We start from the raw sequence: 19,602 nt of genomic DNA, 5'->3' as shown, positions 1-19,602 counted from the left end.
GATGATTGGGAGGACGACATTCCTCGCCACGACCATTGCAGGCGCGCTTGCGTTTGGTCTGAGCGTGGCTCACGCGGACACATTGCGGTTCTGGACGACGGAAGAGCAGCCGGAGCGTCTGGCCAAGCAGGAAGAACTGGCCGCCGCCTTCAAGGAAAAGACGGGCATCGAGGTCAGTGTCATTCCGGTGAGCGAATCCGATCTGGGAACGCGGGCGACCGCGGCCTTTGCCGCCGGCGACCTGCCGGATGTGGTCTATCACACCCTTCAATATGCGTTGCCGTGGGCGGAAGCCGGCATTCTGGATACGGAAGCGGCCACGGAGGTTTTCGAAAACCTCGGCGCCGATACCTTCGCATCGGGCGCTGCCGCCATGGCGGCCCTGGACGGCGGGGTTGCCTCCGTGCCGGTCGACGGCTGGACGCAGATGGTGATCTACCGCAAGGACCTCTTCGAGGAAAACGGTCTTGCGGCACCGGACAGCTACGAGAACATTCTGGCTGCCGTCGAAAAGCTGCACAATCCGCCGGAAATGTTCGGCTTCGTCGCCGCGACCAAGGTGGACGAGAACTTCATGAGCCAGGTGCTTGAGCACGTTCTTCTGGCGAACGGGGTGAGTCCGGTCGATGAAAACGGCTTCAAGCCGCTGGACGAGAAAAAGACCATCGAGGCGCTGGAATTCTACAAGGCCATCGCCGAGGCCTCGCCTCCGGGAGACCTGTTCTGGAAGCAGTCCCGCGAGCTCTATTTCGCCGGCAAGGCGGCGATGATCATCTGGTCGCCGTTCATTCTGGACGAGCTGGCCGGACTGCGCGACAGCGCCCCGCCGACCATCACCGACGATCCCACCTCGGCCGAACTGGCCTCCAGGACCGGCGTGGTGACCACGCTGAAAGGGCCGTCCAATCCGGATGGCGCGGCCTGGGCGGACATCCGCTATTTCGGCATCACCAATGATGCGGACACGGAATCGGCCATGCAGTTCGTCGAGTTCTCCATGGATGAAGGCTATCTGTCGACCCTGTCGATCGCTCCGGAGGGCAAGTTCCCGGTCCGTCGCGGCAACAAGGACAGCGCCACCGCGTTCATTGATGGCTGGGCCGAGCTGCCGGTTGGTGTCGACCGCAAGGCGTCTCTGACGGATCTCTACGATCCGGACACGATCAAGACCATCGTCTCCGGCCTTGATACCGCCAGCCGCTGGGGCGTCAAGGAAGGACAGCTGTCACTTGCCTCCAAGATGATCAACAGCCAGGTGATCAACCGTCTGGTGCGCGAATACATCGACGGTGAGCGCGATGCTCAGGCGACCGTGACGAAGCTGAACGAGGAGCTGGCGAAGATCCAGTAGGGAATTTCCCTTTCGCAAAGCGTGGCCGGGTCCCGGGTGAAGGATCCGCCGAGTCCACTTTTCCTCCCGAGAGTGGACCGGGCATTCCGGACAAACGGAGAATGCCCGGTCCATCCCCGGCCAGCCTGCCTCAGACGCAGGCGGACGGGACAGACTTCGCCCGCACCGGCCCCATCGGCGGCGAAGGAATGAAAGCAGAGCCAGACCAATGAGCGCAGAAAGCAGACAGCCTGTTTCCGAAGGACCGCCGAAAGGCATCGGACCGATGCAGCGCCGCGAGATGTGGCTGGCCTATCTGATGCTGGCGCCGACCTTCATCATCATCCTGCTGATCGTCGCCGGTCCCCTGCTGGCCAATTTCTGGATCAGCGTGAAACCGGTCCAGCTGGGCGACCTGCGCCCCCCCGCGGTCCTTGTCAACGAGCGGCTGCGCGGCAGCCCGGAAGCGGCCGGCGACAGCGCGACGCTGGAATACCGGCTGCGCAATTCCTCCCGGGACGAGGAGATCCGCGACGTTGTCCTTAAGGACGAGGTCCCGGCCGGGTTTACCGTCACCGGTCTGCCCGAAGTCTGTGAACTGAGCGGCAGCATGCTGTCGTGCACGATCGGCACCGTGGAACCGGGCTGGCGGGACAGGCTTCGACTGGAAGGAACCGTCTCCGAGGCGTTTCTGGCCGCCAGCCGCCCTGAGAGGGCGAGCACGCCGGAGGTCTCCGGCGAGGCGAACAACGTGCTCACCAATTTCGAATTCACCCTGGAGAACTTCTCGCGGATCTTCAACGCGGACGAGTTCTGGTCGGTCCTGCGGGTGACCTTCTACTACACGATCTTCGGCACGGGCGGGGCTCTTGTCCTCGGCCTGTTCGCGGCCCAGCTGCTGCATACCTCGTTTCCCGGCCGGGGCTTCCTGCGCGGGCTCTTCCTGTTTCCCTATGTATCGCCGGTGATCGCCGTCGCCTTTACCTGGGTGGTGCTGTTCGATCCGTTCTCAGGGACGCTGAACGCGCTGCTGACCAAGATGGGGGTCGTCTCCGACCCGATCAATTTCTTCGGTCAGCGGGCGATCGAATTTTCCCTCTTCGGGATACCACTGGAGTTTCCTCTGGCGCTGACCACGGTGATCGCCTTCGAGGCCTGGCGGTATTTCCCCCTGTCCTTCCTGTTCATCCTGGCGCGCATGCAGTCGATCAACACCGACATGTATGAGGCCGCCGAGATGGACGGGGCGACGCCCATGCAGCAGTTCTGGTATCTGTCCCTGCCGCAGCTCATGGGCATTCTGTCGGTTCTGTTCCTGCTGCGGTTCATCTGGACCTTCAACAAGTTCGACGACATCTTTCTGCTGACGGGCGGCAACGCGGGCACGCGGACGCTCACGGTGGATGTCTACGAACAGGGCTTTGCCCTGTCCAATCTCGGTGCCGGTGCCGCGGTCGCGGTGGTGGTCTTCGTGGTGCTGGTCACCTTCGCCACCCTGTTCATCCGCTTCTCGCCGAAGGAGGAAGGGCTATGAGACCCGCCAGCATCCTTTTGACAGCCGTCACCGGCCTTTTGTGGGGCGTGACCGCCATGGTCGTCATCGGTGTCACGCTGACGCTGATCACCGGCGAGGTGGCCCTGCCGCAGGCGACGGCGGCCGGTCTTGCCGGACTGCTCGGTGCGCTGGTGTTCGTCTGGCGGCGCCCGGCGGCGGGCGCGGGCGGCGCGCCTGCCTGGAGCTATTGCGCGGTCGTGGTGTTTCTGGTCCTGATGCTGGCGAGCTTCGCCGCGCCCTTCAGCCTGCCGCTCTCGGCCGCGCCGGTCTGGCAGGGCCTGGCGCTGATCGTCTTCATCGCCGGTGTGACGGCGGCCATCCGGCTGTGCCTGAGCGATGCCCGTTTCGACGCGATGAGCCGCTACGAGCGGGAGGTGATCTACATCCGTATCGCCAGGGGCATCGGGTTTGTCGTCTTTACCATCATCGTGGCGCTGCCCTTCTACGTGATGGTGATGACATCGCTGAAGAGCCAGCAAGCGCTTCTGGCCAATCCGCTCGATCTGTCCATCGATGTCTCGCAAGGCCTGAGCGGCCTGGTGCGCTCCTATGTGGAGCTGTTCACCCAGTTCAATTTCGGCCGCTACCTGATGGTGTCCGCCTTCGTGTCCGTGGCAACGGTCGTTCTGACGCTGCTGCTGTCCGTTCCCGGCGCCTATGCGGTCTCGCGATTGAGATTCCCCGGCCAGGCTCTTCTGGCCCGCTCCGTGCTGCTGATCTACATGGTTCCGGCGATTGTCCTGGTGATCCCGCTCTATGCCGTCTTTTCGCAGATGGGCCTGCGCAACACGCTCACCGGCCTGCTGATCGTCTATCCGGCGACGACCATTCCCGTCGCGCTCTACATGCTGCAGGGCTATTTCCGCGGACTGCCGGCGGAACTGGAGGAGGCGGGCCTGATGGACGGGCTCAGCCGCATCGGCGTGATCCTGAAGATCACGCTGCCCCTGTCCCTGCCGGCACTTGCCTCGGTGTCTCTCTACGTCTTCATGATCGCATGGAACGAATTCCTGTTCGCCTTCATGTTCCTGGACAATCCGGACATCTTCACCCTGTCGCGCGGCGTCGTGTCCCTCAATTCCTCCGAGGTGCCCCGTCAGCACCTGATGGCCGGCGCGGTGATCGCCACCGTGCCCGTCCTCTTCATCTTTCTTTGGTTCGAACGCTTCCTTGTCCAGGGCCTCACGGCCGGCAGTGTCAAGGGATAACAGGAGGGCTCGAAAGAAGCCCCAGGGAGTTGCCTGTGCCTAATCCGGCTTTAGACGAAAAAGCGAAATCCATCCTGATCGAGAACGACCAGGGCGGCTATACGATCCCGACGAAGGGGCTTTACCCATACCAGTGGAACTGGGACTCGGTGTTCGTCGCCCTCGGCTTCGCCACTTTCGACCGGGACCGCGCCTGGCGTGAAATCGAGATGCTGTTCCAGGGCCAGTGGCGCGACGGCATGGTGCCGCATATCCTGTTCCGCAAGGACGATCCGAGTTACTTCCCGGGACCGGGCGTGTGGGGAACGGATGGCGGGCCGATCCCGAGTTCCGGCCATTCCCAGCCGCCGGTCGCCGCCTCGGTGGTTCTCGATCTGGTTAAGGGCGACCGCAGCGGACGGGGTCTTGAACGCGCGGCGGCGCTTCTGCCCAAGCTGATGGCCTGGCACCGCTGGTTCCTGAACTACCGCGACCCGGAGGGCCGGGGAGTGATTGCGGTCATTCATCCCTGGGAGTCGGGCCGGGACAATCTGCCTGACTGGGACGATGCGCTTCGCGCGGTCGAGGTCAAGGACATCGCGCCCTATGAACGCAAGGACACCTCCCACGTCGATCCGGCGATGCGGCCGCACAAGGAGGATTACGACCGCTATCTGAGCATCGTGGCCGCTTGCCGCAAGGTCGGCTGGGATCCGGCAAAGGTGGCCGAGACCTGTCCGTTCTTCGTCGCCGATCCGGGTGTGACCTTCATCTTCCTGCGCGCCAACCGCGATCTTCTCGCCCTTGCAGAGCTGCTGGGGAAAGGCGCGGAAGCGGATGAGATCCGGGGATGGATCGAACGGATGGAGCGTGGGGCGAAGGCGCTCTGGAACCCGGACGTCAAGGCGCATGTCGCGCTGGATCTGCGGTCGGGAAAACAGACCGACGGCATCTCCTGCGCCTCCTTCCTTGCGCCTTATGCCGGTTTGAGGGACGCGGACACGATGGAGGCCCTGCGGGCCCATTTCGACCGGATCGCGTCGAAGGTCCGTTACATGATGCCGTCCTACGATCCCGACCACGCCTGCTACGAGCCGCTGCGCTACTGGCGCGGGCCGGTGTGGGCGATGATCAACTACATGATCGCCAGGGGATTTGACGAGGCGGGAGACCCGATCAGGGCGGCGCGGCTGCGAGACGACACCGCGGCGCTGATCGAGACCAGCGGTTTCGCCGAATATTTCAGCCCGGAGACGGGTGTGGGGGCCGGTGGCGGGACGTTTTCCTGGACGGCGGCCATCTGGCTCACCTGGGCATCGCCCTCACTCGCGGAACAGGCAGCCTGAAAGGGGAGAAGATCATGGGCGCGATCCAGCTCAACAAGGTCGAAAAATGGTTCGGCACGCTTCAGGTGATCAAGGGGATCGACCTGGAAGTCCGGGATGGCGAATTCGTCATCTTCGTCGGCCCGTCCGGCTGCGGAAAGTCGACCCTGCTTCGCCTGATTTCGGGTCTTGAGGAAACCAGCCGGGGAACGATCGAGATCGACGGCAAGGATGTAACCGCCCTGCCGCCGTCCGGACGCGGGCTTTCCATGGTCTTCCAGTCCTATGCGCTCTATCCGCACATGTCGGTGCGCGAGAATGTCGGCTTCGGCCTGAAAACGGCCGGGGTTCCGAAGGACGAGATCGCCCGGAAGGTGAATGCAGCCGCAGATGTCCTGAAACTCGACGACTATCTGGACCGGCGTCCAAAGGCGCTTTCCGGCGGACAACGCCAGCGGGTTGCCATCGGGCGGGCCATCGTGCGTGAGCCGGGGGCGTTTCTGTTTGACGAACCGCTGTCGAACCTGGATGCGGCGCTGCGCGTAGAGATGCGCCTGGAGATCGCACGCCTGCACAAGAGCCTCGGGACGACCATGATCTATGTGACCCATGATCAGGTGGAGGCCATGACGCTGGCCGACAAGATCGTGGTGCTGCAGGCCGGCCGGATCGAACAGGCCGGTTCGCCGCGCGAGTTGTACGAGCGTCCCGACAATCTGTTCGTGGCCCAGTTCATCGGTTCGCCGAAGATGAACGTTCTGCCCTGCTCCGTCGAAGGGGACCGGTTCTCGCTGCAGGGGCACGGTGGCGGTCGGTATCCGCATGCACACGCGCCGCAAAAGCCCGTCAGGCTGGGTGTGCGTCCGGAACACATCCTCGTCACCGGACCCGACGAGGGGCATCATTGTACCGGTACCGTCGAGGTTACCGAGTATCTCGGCTCAGATACGTTTCTCTATGTGGCTCTGGACGGTCTGGAAACGGTTCTGGTGCGCATCAGCGGCAGCGAAACCGTGGAAGAGGGGGCCCGTATCGGTCTCAAGTTCGACGAAGCCCGCATGCATTTCTTCGATGCAGACGACAAGGCGATCCGCTAAGGCATCTCCGATCCTGTTGACCCATTTGATGGCTTGAAACGGCTCACTTGGCCGGAAGGATGCCGCGTTCTCGCGAGCGCGGTATCCTGCCGTGGCTCGGTGCCGGTCAACCCGTCTTCTGTCTATCGCAAGACAGGGGATCGGAGCCTGCTGCCAAAAGGGGGCCGCGCGACGTGTTTTGCGTGTGAGGAAGGGAGTGTGCTGCAAGGTTTCTCCCGCGGAGCGATGTATAGATTTTCGTCCGGATTGGCCGGATAAATTGTTTTTCCGGAATTTTTGCGATGAATTTCCTGATTATTTTTGTGTGTAAAATATATCATTGTTTTCCGTTCTTTAAATTCATGTGATTACTTATTGTCATTTATGCGTAAGTGGTTGGCCTTAAAGCGCCTGTCAATTCTCGAAAAACAAAAACAATTTTTAATGATATCGCGAAAAAACGGCTATTTCTCTGAGGTTTTTCCCTTATCTGGGGTTGTGTTTTGAGCTTCCTGATTGCAATTTGCACCCCTTAGTTTCATCCCTTTGAATAAATCGCTTTTCTCTCTTAATACTTGCATTGGATTTTAATCTTACATTTACGCCGGAAGATGTCTTCTTGGCGTTGAGGAGCGCCGGTGAGATCAACAGGATCCCGTCCGGCCACAATCGTAGAGGTTACGCTGCTACTGCACGCCCAAGTCTGCCAAATCGTTGGTGCCGGGTTGCGGCCTTTGGAGAATGCATTGTTGGGAGAAATGATGATGCACATGACGGAGCAAAACGAAGGCCGCAGCCAGGGGCGTACCCAGCGGTCAAGGAGTATTGGCGCCAAGATCATGGTTGTCGTGGCAACCTGTCTGGCCGGTCTGGTGATGGTCGCCGGGATCGGCCTGTGGCAGTTGAACAGGATTGGCGTCCTGATCGACGACGTGGCCAACAAGGATATTCCCCTGACCACCGCGGTCAGCCAGATCACGATCCACCAGCTCGAACAATCGATCAATCTCGAGCGGGGCTTGCGGGCCGGCGTGATGATGGACGGACATGACGACGCGCGCGGCGTGTTCTCCGAGGCGCGTGACATCTTCACGAAATATGCCAAGAAGGTCGAGCAGGAAATCGTCGATGCCCGTGACCTTGCCGGAGAAGCCGCCGAAACGGCCCATTCGGCGGGAATGGAAGCGGAATTCCGGAAGGTCCACGATCTGTTCGAGGTGATCGCCGCCGAGCACAAGAGCTATGACGATCATGCCCTGGAGGCGTTCGGCCTGATCGAGGCCGGCCAGGTGGACGAAGCCCTGGCGATGCAGGGCGGTATCAAGGCGGAAGAAGAAAAGCTCAACCATGAACTCGAAGTCCTGGTGCACGAGCTGGAAGCTTTCACGCTCGAGGCTGCCCGGACGGCGCTGCAGGCCGAACAGTTCGCCCTGTGGAGCATACTGGTGATCTCCGCGACAATCTTCGTGGCTTCCCTGGCATTCGCTGCCATTCTCATCCGCAAGGCCATTACCCGGCCGCTGAGCGAAGTGGTGACGGGCATCAATGCCCTGACGTCCGGCGATTACACCACCGAGGTGAAGGTTCATGCCCGGGACGAGATCGGTGCTGTCGCAGAAGCCTATCAGACCTTCCGCGACACCATGGTGCGGGCCAGGCAGCTTGAAGAAGAGCAGCGGGAGAAACGCGATGCCGAGGAAGCACGCCAGCGCACCATGGCAGAGGCATCCCGCCAGTTCGTGACCAATATCGGCGCGATCGTGGAGACGGTCTCCTCTGCCTCGACCGAGCTGCAGGCGACCGCGCAATCCATGTCCAGTATTGCGGAGGAAACCAGCAGCCAGGCGACCTCCGTGGCCGCGGCAACGGAAGAAGCCACCACCAACGTCGCGACGGTCTCGTCGGCAACCGAGGAACTCTCCAGTTCGATCGGGGAGATCAATTCAAGGGTTTCGCAGGCCTCGACCATCTCCCAGCAGGCGGTCGAAGAGGTCGCCCGGACGGAAGGACAGATGGACCAGCTGGCACAGACCGCCGAAAAGATCGGCGATGTCATATCCATGATCTCCGACATTGCCGAGCAGACGAACCTTCTTGCCCTGAACGCCACGATCGAATCCGCTCGGGCCGGGGAAGCGGGCAAGGGCTTCGCGGTGGTTGCGAGCGAGGTCAAGGCACTGGCCAGCGAAACCGGGAAAGCAACCGACAATATCTCCAACCTGATCAAGGAGATCCAGGAACAGACCAGCACGTCGGTCGCCTCGATCGGGGAAATCGGCGGCATCATCGCCCGGATCAACGAGACTTCCGTCGACATTGCCACGGCGATGGACCAGCAGGATGCCGCGACCAGGGAGATCGCCCAGAATGTCACCGAAGCGGCGAGAGGGACCCAGGCCGTCTCGGAGAATATCGTCAGTGTCACCGAGGCGTCACAGGAAACCGGTGCCGCGGCAAGCCAGGTGACCATGGCGGCCGGAGAGCTGTCCGGTCAGGCCTCGAAACTGAAGGTCGAGGTCGACAGCTTCATCGCCAAGCTTCAGGCCGCATAACGGCGCGGCGTTCCCGCCCGGTCCCGTGCTCCAGAAGTTGCTCGGAACCGGCGGCGGTCCGCTGCCCTGCGGGGTAAGCGGTCCGCATGTCAGGAGCCTGTCCCGCTGCCGGTGGATCGTGATGTCACGGTTCCGGGTGGCGGGACAGCTGCATTCAGGTCCTCGTTTTCCGGTGGCGGCGACATCTGATCGGGGGTGTCCATCGTGTCGTTCGGACGACTTTCCTCCTGCTCCATGATGCCGGTCATGCTGCTGGACATGGCGACGGCCACCCGGTCCATGAACACGGCGTGTTTCGGGTTCCAGAAAAGCGAGAAGCCCCGGCTGTCCCGAGGTGACTTCATGACCCTCAGATAAAAGTCGCGCCCGTCCTGCCGTCCGGACACGATGAAATGGTCATTGCGGAAGCTGCTGTGTTCGACGACGCGGCCCTCCCGGGGTCGGGTCAACCGGCGATAGAGCGCCCGGTAACCGGTCTCCTGCCGGGGGACGCGCCAGGTTTCCAGCTCGATACTGCGGTCATGGGCCAGCCAGTGGCGCCCGCGTCCGGACGGCGTGGCCGGCTCGAACAGCTTGACCGGAACGCCGAGGGTCAGTCCGCTTGCGGTCTCGTCCATGGTCTCGAAGCCCACGCGCCGGACAAGATCAAGCCCGTCGCGCTGCAGGACCAGCATCTGCCGGGGATCCAGAATGCCGTCCGGAACATACTCGCGGTGTTTCTGAAAGGCTGTCAGCCCCTTGTAGGTGAGGCGACCGAAGGCGCCGTCGACCGGTCCGTCATAGTCGCCGGTGAAGACCAGCAGAAACTGGGTGCGGATGCGCTGCTCGTAGGCCATGCCGTGAAACCAGCTCTTTGAGTCGTTGTAGTCGGCCAGGCTTGTACCGGTCGATACAAGCAGGACAAGGACTGCCATGAGAACCGCACGCATCATCTGCTCCCGCACCCGAAGTTGCGGACCACAGTTTAACAAATGAGCGCGGTTGGAAACAACTTCCGGCAGACGATCGGGGGATATCCCGCAATGAGGAACGGGCCGCCCGGCCGGTCGCACGGGCGCCGCGCACGCAGGCTCAGCGGGGAACGACATCCACCTTGTGGTCGGTCTTCTGACCACCGGCGGTGCGCAGCACACCCTTGACGGGGGCGGCGTCGCCATAGTCGCGGCCCCTGGCAACGACGATGTGGTCCTGTCCGACGCGGACCGCATTCGTCGGATCGTATTCGATCCAGCCGATCTCGATCCCGCACCACGCGCGCACCCAGGCATGCATGGCGTCGGCGCCTTCCAGCCGGGGCCGGCCTTCAGGCGGGGTCGTTCTGAGGAAGCCGCTGACGTAACCTGCCGGTATGCCGATGCTCCGGAGGCAGGCGATCATGATGTGGGAGAAATCCTGGCACACGCCGTGGCGGCGTTCGAAGGCTTCAAGGGCGGGCGTGTCCACGGTGGTCGCCTCCGCGTCGAAACGCATGTCCTGGTGGAGGGCTTTGCCGATCGTCTCGACAGCGGAGACGGCACTCGTGTCCGCGGTGACATGTTCCCGCCCGTACACGGCGAATGCCGGATCGAGGGGCAGGCGGGGCGAGGCGGCAAGGAAATGAACCGGTTCCTCCGGCCTGAGCGAACGGATGCCGGCAAGTTCCCTTGCTAGGGACTTCAGCGACGGGGAAATGTCGAAGGCCTCGGGAGTGGCGGTCCGCTCCACCCGGGCGGTCAGTTTGAAGCACAGCTCGCTGTGGGATTTCCTGTAGGCGATATCGGTCACGGCGTTGCCGAAGAAATCCTTGCGCTCCTGCCGCTCCGACGGTTCCGGCAGGAGAGAAATCCGTCCGGCCAGCAGGCTCTGCTCCTGCGGGATCGTTGCCGGCATCAGGCGCAGGGCGTGGCGTCCCGAATTGGCCGGACTTGCGTAGTCATGGGTGATTTCAAGCGTTATGTCGTAGAGCAAGGCTGCCTCACACCGCGTGCTCGCGGATCGTTAGCGGATATAGGCATCGGTCAGTTCGACGGAAAGACCGGCGATCTGGTCGCGCAGCTCCGCCAGCATGTCCGGGGTCAGGGTGTCCGGGGTCGCGATCGCCAGACTGGTGTGAATCTGCAGGATCGACCGGGCGAGGTTCGACAGGTGACCAGATTCGGTTGCTCCCGGCAGAAGGGCGATGTGGTCCTTCATTTCCGTCAACTGGTAAAGGACCGCGCGCGGGTTCTTCGTATCCATCGCGAGCAGGTCGAGAACCGTTGCCTGACTGACGGAAACCGCGTAGCGGCGGCGCATGGACATGGCGCTGTCGCCGACTTCCAGCAGAAGTTCCAGCGCCCCTTCCGGTGCCTCGGGGCTGGTGAAGACGGACAGGAGGTCCGCCATGCCGTGGGCCCGTTCCAGTGCCCGGCCGAGGCTCAGGAAGCGCCAGCCGATGAAACGGTACATGTTTTCGTGCACCAGCCCGGAAAAGCCGGTGATCTTGCGCAGCAGCAGCCCCATGGCACGCGGCACGTCGCCGTTGTGGCGCTGTGTCAGCCGTGCGCTGTTGGCAGCCTGGGCAAGATCGTTCAGGGCGAGCCAGCCGTCGACGGAAAACCGGTCGCGCACCTTGCTGGCGCTGGTGACCGCCGATTGCAGTATGTCGCAGAGGCTCTCGGGGACCGGCGCGTCCGGGGCAACCCCGATCTCTTCCAGATATGCCGCCGTCATGGTGACCAGGGGCGCCTCCGGGTCGGCGGTTTCCTGAAGGCGGGCATGATAGGCGCGCAGCAGGCGGACCGCGCCTTCCGCGCGTTCCACATAGCGTCCGAGCCAGAAGAGGTTGTCGGCGGCGCGGGCGGGCAGGGTGCCGGCCTGGGATTTGAAATAGGGCAGCTCGTTCTGGTGCAGAAGCGAGTCCCGGGGCGGTTTGCGGTCGCCGACGATCCACACATCCGCCGTGGAGCCGCCCTCCTGCATGGCGAGGGCGCTGGCATCTTCCGTCCGGCCGATGCGGGCGAAGCCTCCGGCCATGACCTCCCAGCCGTTTTCCGTGCGGGCGAGGAAAACGCGCAGGCTCATCGGCCGCGGCACGAGCCCGCCATCGTGATAGGCCGGCGTTGTCGACAGGGTGACCGCTTCCTGGCCGACAAGATCACTCGCCTTGCTGTCGATCCAGGTTTCGAGAATGCCCTTGTGGAACCGTTCGAAGTCACGGCCGATGAAATCCGTCTGCGCCGAGGAGAAAGGCAGCGACGTGGAAAGCGCCGGACTGAACATCATCCTTTCCGCATGCTTTTTGACATAGTCCCGCGGGGTGGGGTCGCCGCACCACCATGTGGCGACATTCGGCAACCTGAGCGGCTCTCCCAGAAGCCGCTTGCTGATGCGCGGAAGAAAGGCGAGCAGGGCGCGGGTTTCCAGAATGCCGCTCCCCAGCGCGTTGACCATGGTGACGGAGCCTTCGCGTACGGCCTGAACCAGGCCGGGGGTGCCGATACGGGAAGATTCCTCCAGTTCCAGCGGATCGGCCCAGGCGGCGTCGAGGCGGCGCCACAGCACGCTGACCGGTTTCAGACCGGCGACGGTGCGCACCATCAGTTGCCCGTTCTCCACCGTCAGGTCCTCGCCTTCCAGAAGCATGAAGCCGAGGTAGCGGGCGATATAGGCATGTTCGAAATAGGTGTCGTTCATCGGACCGGGTGTCAGAATGGAAACCCGGCTGTCCGTTTCGCCGCGCAGTTCGACAAGATGGTCGCGAAAGCGGCGGAAGAAACCGGCGAGCCGATGAACATTCGCCCTTGCGAAATATTCGTTGAAGACGCGGCCGGTGGCGACCCTGTTTTCCAGAGCGAAGCCCGCGCCCGAAGGCGCCTGCGCCCGGTCCGACAGGACCCACCAGGTGCCGTCCGGACCACGTCCGATCTCGAAGGCGAGAAAATGCAGGAAGTGACCCGACTTGGGCGTGACGCCGACCAGGGGGCGCTGCCATTCCGGACTTCTGGCGATCAGGCTTGCCGGCAGGTAACCGTCGCGTACCAGATCGTTGGGGCCGTAAAGGTCGGCGACCAGCTGTTCCAATAGTCCGGCGCGCTGGACGAGGCCGTCGGTAATGGCCTGCCAGTCGTCCTCGCTGATGATCACCGGTATGTGGCTGAGCGGCCATTCGCGCTCGTGGGTTCCGTCCTGGCCATAGTGGCGGAAATAGACCCCGGCGTCGTTGAGATACTGGTTGCCGCGCGCGAATCGTTCGCCGATCTCTTCCGGTGTCTGGGTGGACAGGTGATCGATAAAGGGGCGCCATACCGGTCGTACCCGGCCGGCGGGATCCAGGAGCTCGTCCGAAACACCGGGATAGGGGCGGTAGGATTTCAGCAATCCCCGCCCGGGATCACCCGATATAACGGTTTCGTCCAAACTCATGCATCACGTCCCCTCGAAGGCTGCCGCCTGTGCGACCGTCAGACATTGTGCGGTCGGCGCAGGTCCAAGGTCAACGGAAACTCCGGATGGGGGTGTTCCACCTCCGGCACATAGAGACCGGGCGTGTGGCCGTGCGGTTCGAACCGCGCCAGCCGCCGCGCCTCGGCCTCGTTGCCGTTGACCGGAAATGTCTCGTAGCTGCGACCGCCCGGGTGGGCGACATGATACACGCAGCCGCCAAGGGCCCGTCCGCTCCAGCGGTCGAAGATATCGAAGGTCAGCGGTGCGTCAACCGGGTGAACCGGATGCAGTGCCATGGACGGTTGCCAGGCCTTGTAGCGGACACCGGCGACCGAGACGCCGTTCGTTTCGGTTTTCCGCAGCGGCATCATGCGCCTGTTGCAGGTCACGGTGTAGCGTTCCGGGTCACTGGTGGTGAGCTTGACCTGAAGGCGTTCGGTGGAACTGTCGGTATAGCGCACCGTCCCGCCGATCGCGCCTGTCTCTCCCAGGACGTGCCAGGGTTCCAGCGCCTGCCGCAGCTCCAGATGGACACCTTCCACCTCGATTTCCCCGCAGAAGGGGAAGCGGAACTCCGCCTGGGCTTCGAACCAGTCCGGACGCATGGCAAAGCCGTGATGGTCCAGATCGCGCAGGACGTCCTGGAAATCGGTCCACACGTAATGCGGCAGCATGAAACGGTCGTGGAGGGCCGTGCCCCAGCGCGTCAGGTTGCCGGTCAACGGGTGTTGCCACAGCCGGGCGATCAGGGCGCGCATGAGCAGTTGCTGGGCAAGGCTCATGCGCGGGTCGGGCGGCATTTCGAAGCCGCGGAACTCGACAAGGCCGAGGCGGCCGGTCGGGCCATCCGGCGAATAGAGCTTGTCGATGCAGATTTCCGCCCGGTGGGTGTTGCCGGTGACATCGACCAGGAGATTGCGCAGCAGTCGGTCGACCAGCCAGGGGAAAGGCGTCGGCCCCTCGTCCGGGCGCTTGATCTGCGAGAGGGCGACTTCCAGCTCGTACAGTCCGTCATGCCGCGCTTCGTCGACGCGTGGAGCCTGGGACGTTGGGCCGATGAAGAGGCCGGAGAACAGATAGGACAGGCTCGGATGCCGCTGCCAGTGCAGGACAAGACTGCGCAGCAGATCCGGACGGCGCAGGAACGGGCTGTCGAGCGGCGTGGCGCCGCCGACCACGACGTGATTGCCGCCGCCGGTCCCGGTGTGCTTGCCGTCGATCATGAACTTGTCGGCACCCAGACGGGTGTTGCGGGCCTCCTCGTAGACGCCTTCGGTAATGGCCACGCAATCCTTCCAGCTCGCGGCCGGATGGATGTTGACTTCGATCACGCCTGGATCCGGAGCGACCCGGATGACGTTCATGCGCGGATCGGGCGGAGGCGGATAGCCCTCGATATGCACCGGAATGCCGAGATCGGCAGCGGCGGTTTCCGCAGCCGAGATCAGTTCAAGATAGTCCTCGATCGCCTCCACCGGCGGCATGAAGACGCAAAGCCGTCCGTCGCGCGGTTCCACGGACAGGGCGGTCCGCACGACGGCCTTGCCGATTTCGCTATCCGGCAGCTCCTGTTCCTGTCTTTCCTGCTGGGGACCCGCGGCAGTGAAATGTGCAATGTCCTGCGCACGTTCGGGACGCGGTCCCACCGGGAACTCCGGCAGGGGCTCCCTGGGAACGGTCGGGTCGGCAATATTCGTGTAGGGATATTGCGCGGGCGGCACATGCGGCAGCGATTCCAGCGGGATGCGGTATCCGACGGGACTGTCTCCGGGGACCAGAAACAGGGCATCGCGGCGCAGCTTCCAGTCTTCCGACCGCCATTTGTGCCCGGAGGCCCTGGCCTGCCAGCGCTGGATGGGCAGGACATGGCCCGAAGGGGAGGTCAGCCCGCGGTCAAAGACCCGCGCGATCCGGTGACGTGCCTCGGCATCCTCGAGTTCGGAATTGTCCGGGGTGACGTTCTCCGGCAGGCCGGCTTCCTTCACCAGCCAGACGGCGGGATCCTCGTAGGCCGGAACCACATAGTGGGGATCGATGTCGAGCCGTCTGGCAATCTGCCGCAGCAGGGCGTCCGACTTTTCCGCATCCGCGCCGGTGTCACTGCCTTCCTCGGCGATCAGCTCCGGGTCGTTCCAGATGGGCTTGTCGTCACGCCGCCAGTAAAGGGAGAACGTCCAGCGGGGAAGGGTTTCTCCCGGATACCACTTGCCCTGTCCGTAATGAAGAAACCCGCCGGGCGCGAAACGCTTGCGCAGGCGGCGGATGAGAATGTCCGCCTTCTCGCGCTTGGTCGGGCCGACGGCCTCCGTGTTCCATTCGTCTGCCTCGAAATCGTCGATGGACACGAAGGTCGGCTCGCCGCCCATGGTCAGGCGGACGTCTTCCTGGTTCAGGACCCGGTCGACGTCCTCGCCGAGCCGGTTCAGCGCGGTCCAGGCTTCGTCGGAAAAGGGTTTGGTGATCCGCGGATGCTCGGCCACACGGTTGATCCGCATGTCGAATGAGAAATCGACTTCCGCGTGACTTGCCAGCCCGACGATCGGCGCGGCATTCGTGTAATGCGGTGTCGCCGCCAGCGGAATATGGCTTTCGCCGGTGAGCAGGCCGGAGGTCGGGTCCAGCCCGATCCAGCCCGCACCGGGGAGATAGACTTCCGCCCATGCGTGCAGGTCGGTGAAGTCGTGATCGGTGCCCGAGGGGCCGTCCAGAGCTTCCAGATCCGGCTTCAGCTGGATGAGGTAGCCGGAGACGAACCGGGCGGCAAAGCCCAGATGACGCAGGGCCTGTACCAGCAGCCAGCTTGAATCGCGGCACGAGCCGGTGCCTCTTTCGAAGGTCTCCTCGGGCGTCTGCACACCCGCTTCCATCCGGATGACATAGCCGACCGCGTTGGACACTTTCGCGTTCAAGGCCACGATGAAATCGATCGTCCGCAGCCGGTCGCGCGGGACGGTGTCCAGAAAGGCGGCCAGATGTGGTCCGGCCGGGTCGGCGCGCCGGTAGATCTGCAGATCGTCCCGCAGTTCCTCCGGGTATTCGAACGGCCAGTCCTCGGCGCTCTCCTCGACGAAGAAGTCGAAGGGATTGTAGACGGTCATGTCCGCGACCAGATCCACTTCGATCTTGAATTCGCGCACGGGTTCGGGAAAGACGAATCTGGCCAGCCAGTTGCCGTAGGGGTCCTGCTGATGATTGACGAAATGGCCCTGCGGCGAGACTTTCAGCGAATGGGACAGAACCCGGGTGCGGCTGTGGGGAGCGGGACGAAGGCGGATGATCTGAGGACTCAGGGTCACCGGCCGGTCGTACCGGTAATGGGTCAGATGATAAATGCTTGCGCGAATGGACATGAAATGACCCTGTGAGGCGTTGGAACTCAATCCACAGGTTTTCACATAATACTGCTGCGCACCATGTCTTTCTGCCCGCCGCGGAAAGTGCGGGGCCGGTCATTGCCGGGCAACAGTCCTCAACCCGTCCGGATCCTGATATTATTGTCAATGGGCTGCACTTGGCGGTTGCGTGCACGCATGGCCGGTCATTTTAAACACTGGCTGAGGTGTTCGAAAGCCATTATATCTGCCGTCCGGGTGTTCAGGTGCCTGCCGTGATTGCGCTATATTCATATTGCGGTGCGGGCATTTTCGTGCCGCGGACGGGACAGCTGATCGGGCTGGGAAGCGGTTCCGTGAAAAACGTGTTACAAAGGACTGCAATGGTCTTCCGGCTGCTTTGGATCTGGTGTTTCGTGACGTTTGCCAACGTCGCGCATGCTGCCGACTTTCGTGTCACATTTCTCAATCCCGGCGGCGAGACCGGCTTCTGGGGCGACGTTTCCAGGACCATGGCCGCCGCTGCCGCCGATCTGGATGTGGATCTTGAAATCCTGCATGCCGAACGGCAGCCCTATATCATGGAGGCCTTGCTCAGGAAGCGCCTGGATGATGGCGATCTCCCGGACTATTTCGTCCTGGTGAACGAAAGCCAGTCGGCCGGCCGGCTGCTGCAGCTCATGGACGGCATGCCAAGCAAGGTCTTCTTCCTGCTGAACAAGCTGACCCCGCAGCAGAAAGCCAATCTCGAAGAGCACAATATCGACCTGGGCAACATCGTGGGGTCCATCAGTCCGGACAATGAAACCGCCGGATACGAGATGGCCCAATCCCTCATCGATGCGGCGCGCATGGTCCGGCAGGATGGCGGCCCGCTCAACCTGCTGGCTCTTACGGGCGACGTCAGCACGCCTGCCGGAGTTCAGCGGGAAATGGGCATGCTACGCGCGGTCGCCGACAATGATGATGTAAAGCTTCTGCACGCAATTCCGGCTGACTGGAACGAGACGGTCGCCTATCGGCGCGCCAGCGAGGTGTTTGCGCGCATGCCGGTGGATATGGTGTGGGCGGCGAATGACGACATTGCCTTCGGTGCCCGCAAAGCTGCTCTCGAAGCCGGTCTGACTCCTGGGAAAGACATTTTCTTCGCCGGGCTCAACTGGTCCGAGCGCGGCATGGAAGCGGTGCATGAAGGAGAAATGACCATGACCCACGGCGGGCATTTCTTCGCCGGCGCATGGTCCATGGTCATGCTGCACGATCATTTCTTCAGGGATTTCGAGGGGGATGTCTTTGTCGATGTCCTGTTCAAGATGTCGCCGGTCACGCAGCAGAACGTCGATCTCTATCTGTCGGCTCTCGGTGACGGCAACTGGGACAAGATCGATTTCAGTCTGTTCAGCAAGACCATAAACAACCGCAGCCATTACGATTTTTCCGCCGCAGCCATCCTCGATGCCGCGCGGAACTGACACATAGCCTATTCGGCCGCCTGTCGTTTCCACCCCCTGTTCAATTCCGGCTTCGCGGCGCTATAGATGGCTGCATGATGGTACGGGGAACGGTGCCCGGGTGACCGGGCGCCGTCCCCGCAGCCCGGTTTCGATCCGTCTTCCCGTTTTCCCATGGCCGGAGATGGAGGCGGGGCGATCGGGAGCCGGTCAGGAGAGGCAGATGACAGACAGCAGTGAACCGGGTGGCGCCTATGATCCGGCCACGGAAGGCGCCGAAACCGCATTTTCCGACAAGATGTCCTATGGGGACTATCTGGGCCTTTCCCGGATCCTGTCGGCGCAATCGCCACTGTCCGATGCTCCCGACGAACTTCTCTTCATCATCCAGCACCAGACATCCGAACTCTGGATGAAGCTGATGCTGCATGAATTGCACGGCGCGCGGCGGGCGATCGGCGCGGACCGGTTGCCGGAAGCCATGAAGCTGCTGGCCCGGGTCGGTCGTATCATGGAACAGCTCAACTCGGCCTGGGACGTGCTGCGCACCATGACACCCAGTGACTATACCCGGTTCCGCGATGCCCTGGGTGTATCCTCCGGGTTCCAGTCGCTGCAGTATCGCCTGATCGAATTCGCGCTCGGCAATCGCAACAGGGCAATGATCAAGCCGCATGAACATGACGCGGAAGGCGTCGCGCTTCTGAGGGACGAACTCGAGCAGCCGAGCCTTTACCAGGTCGTGCTTTCCTTTGCGCGCAGAAGCGGGTTCGAGATCGACCGGGCGTTCACCGAAACACCGGCCGGGGAACCGCATCGGGAGGTTCCCCAGATCATGGCGTTGTGGCGGCGCGTCTACGAGGACCCGTCCGCCCATTGGGGGCTTTACGAAGTCGGTGAGAAGCTGGTGGATCTGGAGGACTATTTTCGCCGCTGGCGTTTCAATCACGTGACCACGGTCGAACGGGTCATCGGTTTCAAACGGGGAACCGGGGGGACGGGAGGCGTGTCCTACCTGAAGCGCATGCTGGAGGTCGAACTGTTCCCGGAGCTGTGGCACGTCAGGACCGAGCTGTGACGGAACCGCGCCGATAAACCGATAGCTTTCAAGCAATTGCCGGTTTTCTATTGTCAAAAGTCCCGATAGAGTGCCCCGACAAGAGCCGCGTGAGACGGTTTCGCAATGCATTGAGAACGAGGGGAACTTCACATGTTGAAGAAATTTGCAGCAAGTGTGGGCCTGTTGGCCCTACTGACCGGTCAGGCCCAGGCGGACCCGGTGAAGGTCGGGATGATCACGACGCTTTCGGGCGGTGGCGCGGGTCTGGGGATCGACGTGCGGGACGGTTTCCTGCTTGCGGTCAAGCAGTCCGGCAATACGGACATCGAG

General features: G+C 62.6%; 12 protein-coding genes and 1 pseudogene. 9 read left to right on the top strand and 4 right to left on the bottom strand.

Going from position 1 to position 19,602, the window contains the following annotated elements; genetic code table 11:
* The first annotated feature begins 1 nt into the window (after position 1).
* The 6 genes from DCO57_RS09605 to DCO57_RS09575 all read left to right on the top strand — a co-directional run bounded on the left by DCO57_RS09605 (position 2) and on the right by DCO57_RS09575 (position 9,025).
* Positions 2-1,351 carry an extracellular solute-binding protein gene (locus DCO57_RS09605; protein ID WP_116698680.1) on the top strand — a complete coding sequence of 450 codons (1,350 nt, stop codon included), beginning with the start codon at positions 2-4 and terminating at the stop codon, positions 1,349-1,351.
* Between the two features lie 208 nt (positions 1,352-1,559).
* Positions 1,560-2,864, top strand: coding sequence for a sugar ABC transporter permease (locus DCO57_RS09595; RefSeq protein WP_116698678.1), 1,305 nt, complete (start codon positions 1,560-1,562; stop codon positions 2,862-2,864).
* Entirely contained in the window at positions 2,861-4,093 is a 1,233-nt protein-coding gene (locus DCO57_RS09590; RefSeq protein ID WP_116698677.1) for a carbohydrate ABC transporter permease, read from the top strand. Before DCO57_RS09595 ends, DCO57_RS09590 begins: the two co-directional genes overlap by 4 nt.
* A 35-nt stretch (positions 4,094-4,128) precedes the next feature.
* A complete protein-coding gene (locus tag DCO57_RS09585; RefSeq protein ID WP_116698676.1) occupies positions 4,129-5,418 on the top strand; it encodes a hypothetical protein in 1,290 nt (429 codons plus the stop codon).
* Positions 5,419-5,432: 14 nt separating this feature from the next.
* Entirely contained in the window at positions 5,433-6,494 is a 1,062-nt protein-coding gene (gene ugpC / locus DCO57_RS09580; RefSeq protein WP_116698675.1) for a sn-glycerol-3-phosphate ABC transporter ATP-binding protein UgpC, read from the top strand.
* A 749-nt stretch (positions 6,495-7,243) separates the two neighbouring features.
* Positions 7,244-9,025, top strand: coding sequence for a HAMP domain-containing methyl-accepting chemotaxis protein (locus tag DCO57_RS09575; protein WP_165814703.1), 1,782 nt, complete (start codon positions 7,244-7,246; stop codon positions 9,023-9,025).
* An 89-nt stretch (positions 9,026-9,114) separates the two neighbouring features.
* Here DCO57_RS09575 and DCO57_RS09570 read toward each other — a convergent pair whose 3' ends face one another.
* From DCO57_RS09570 to DCO57_RS09555, 4 genes are all read right to left on the bottom strand, one after another.
* Entirely contained in the window at positions 9,115-9,954 is an 840-nt protein-coding gene (locus DCO57_RS09570) for a peptidoglycan-binding domain-containing protein (RefSeq protein WP_165814702.1), read from the bottom strand.
* Positions 9,955-10,096: 142 nt separating this feature from the next.
* Positions 10,097-10,972 carry a transglutaminase family protein gene (locus DCO57_RS09565; protein WP_116698672.1) on the bottom strand — a complete coding sequence of 292 codons (876 nt, stop codon included), beginning with the start codon at positions 10,970-10,972 and terminating at the stop codon, positions 10,097-10,099.
* Between the two features lie 30 nt (positions 10,973-11,002).
* Positions 11,003-13,408 (bottom strand): circularly permuted type 2 ATP-grasp protein, encoded by a 2,406-nt coding sequence (locus DCO57_RS09560; protein ID WP_116698671.1) that lies wholly within the window; start codon positions 13,406-13,408, stop codon positions 11,003-11,005.
* A 38-nt stretch (positions 13,409-13,446) separates the two neighbouring features.
* A complete protein-coding gene (locus DCO57_RS09555; RefSeq protein ID WP_116698814.1) occupies positions 13,447-16,779 on the bottom strand; it encodes a transglutaminase family protein in 3,333 nt (1,110 codons plus the stop codon).
* Between the two features lie 398 nt (positions 16,780-17,177).
* On the opposite strand from DCO57_RS09555, the gene DCO57_RS09550 reads away from it, so the two are divergent.
* From DCO57_RS09550 to DCO57_RS09540, 3 genes and pseudogenes are all read left to right on the top strand, one after another.
* Positions 17,178-18,233 carry an ABC transporter substrate-binding protein gene (locus tag DCO57_RS09550; protein ID WP_208977876.1) on the top strand — a complete coding sequence of 352 codons (1,056 nt, stop codon included), beginning with the start codon at positions 17,178-17,180 and terminating at the stop codon, positions 18,231-18,233.
* Between the two features lie 202 nt (positions 18,234-18,435).
* Positions 18,436-19,290: a tryptophan 2,3-dioxygenase gene (gene kynA, locus DCO57_RS09545; RefSeq protein WP_116698669.1), complete on the top strand. Its 855-nt coding sequence runs from the start codon at positions 18,436-18,438 to the stop codon at positions 19,288-19,290.
* A 132-nt stretch (positions 19,291-19,422) separates the two neighbouring features.
* Positions 19,423-19,602, top strand: a pseudogene (locus DCO57_RS09540) (ABC transporter substrate-binding protein); the annotation flags it as partial.

This window comes from Labrenzia sp. 011 (genome assembly GCF_003075075.1).
Classification (GTDB): Bacteria; Pseudomonadota; Alphaproteobacteria; order Rhizobiales; family Stappiaceae; genus Roseibium.
The sequence above is the reverse complement of the archived record's forward strand: the minus strand, read 5'-3'. Positions and strand labels throughout refer to the sequence as shown.

Coding starts and splice junctions, on each gene's coding strand:
- DCO57_RS09605 (WP_116698680.1), top strand. CDS start 2: ATGATTGGGAGGACGACATTCCTCGCCACGACCATTGCAGGCGCGCTT.
- DCO57_RS09570 (WP_165814702.1), bottom strand. CDS start 9,954: ATGCGTGCGGTTCTCATGGCAGTCCTTGTCCTGCTTGTATCGACCGGT.
- ugpC (WP_116698675.1), top strand. CDS start 5,433: ATGGGCGCGATCCAGCTCAACAAGGTCGAAAAATGGTTCGGCACGCTT.
- DCO57_RS09560 (WP_116698671.1), bottom strand. CDS start 13,408: ATGAGTTTGGACGAAACCGTTATATCGGGTGATCCCGGGCGGGGATTG.
- DCO57_RS09555 (WP_116698814.1), bottom strand. CDS start 16,779: ATGTCCATTCGCGCAAGCATTTATCATCTGACCCATTACCGGTACGAC.
- kynA (WP_116698669.1), top strand. CDS start 18,436: ATGACAGACAGCAGTGAACCGGGTGGCGCCTATGATCCGGCCACGGAA.
- DCO57_RS09595 (WP_116698678.1), top strand. CDS start 1,560: ATGAGCGCAGAAAGCAGACAGCCTGTTTCCGAAGGACCGCCGAAAGGC.
- DCO57_RS09575 (WP_165814703.1), top strand. CDS start 7,244: ATGACGGAGCAAAACGAAGGCCGCAGCCAGGGGCGTACCCAGCGGTCA.
- DCO57_RS09590 (WP_116698677.1), top strand. CDS start 2,861: ATGAGACCCGCCAGCATCCTTTTGACAGCCGTCACCGGCCTTTTGTGG.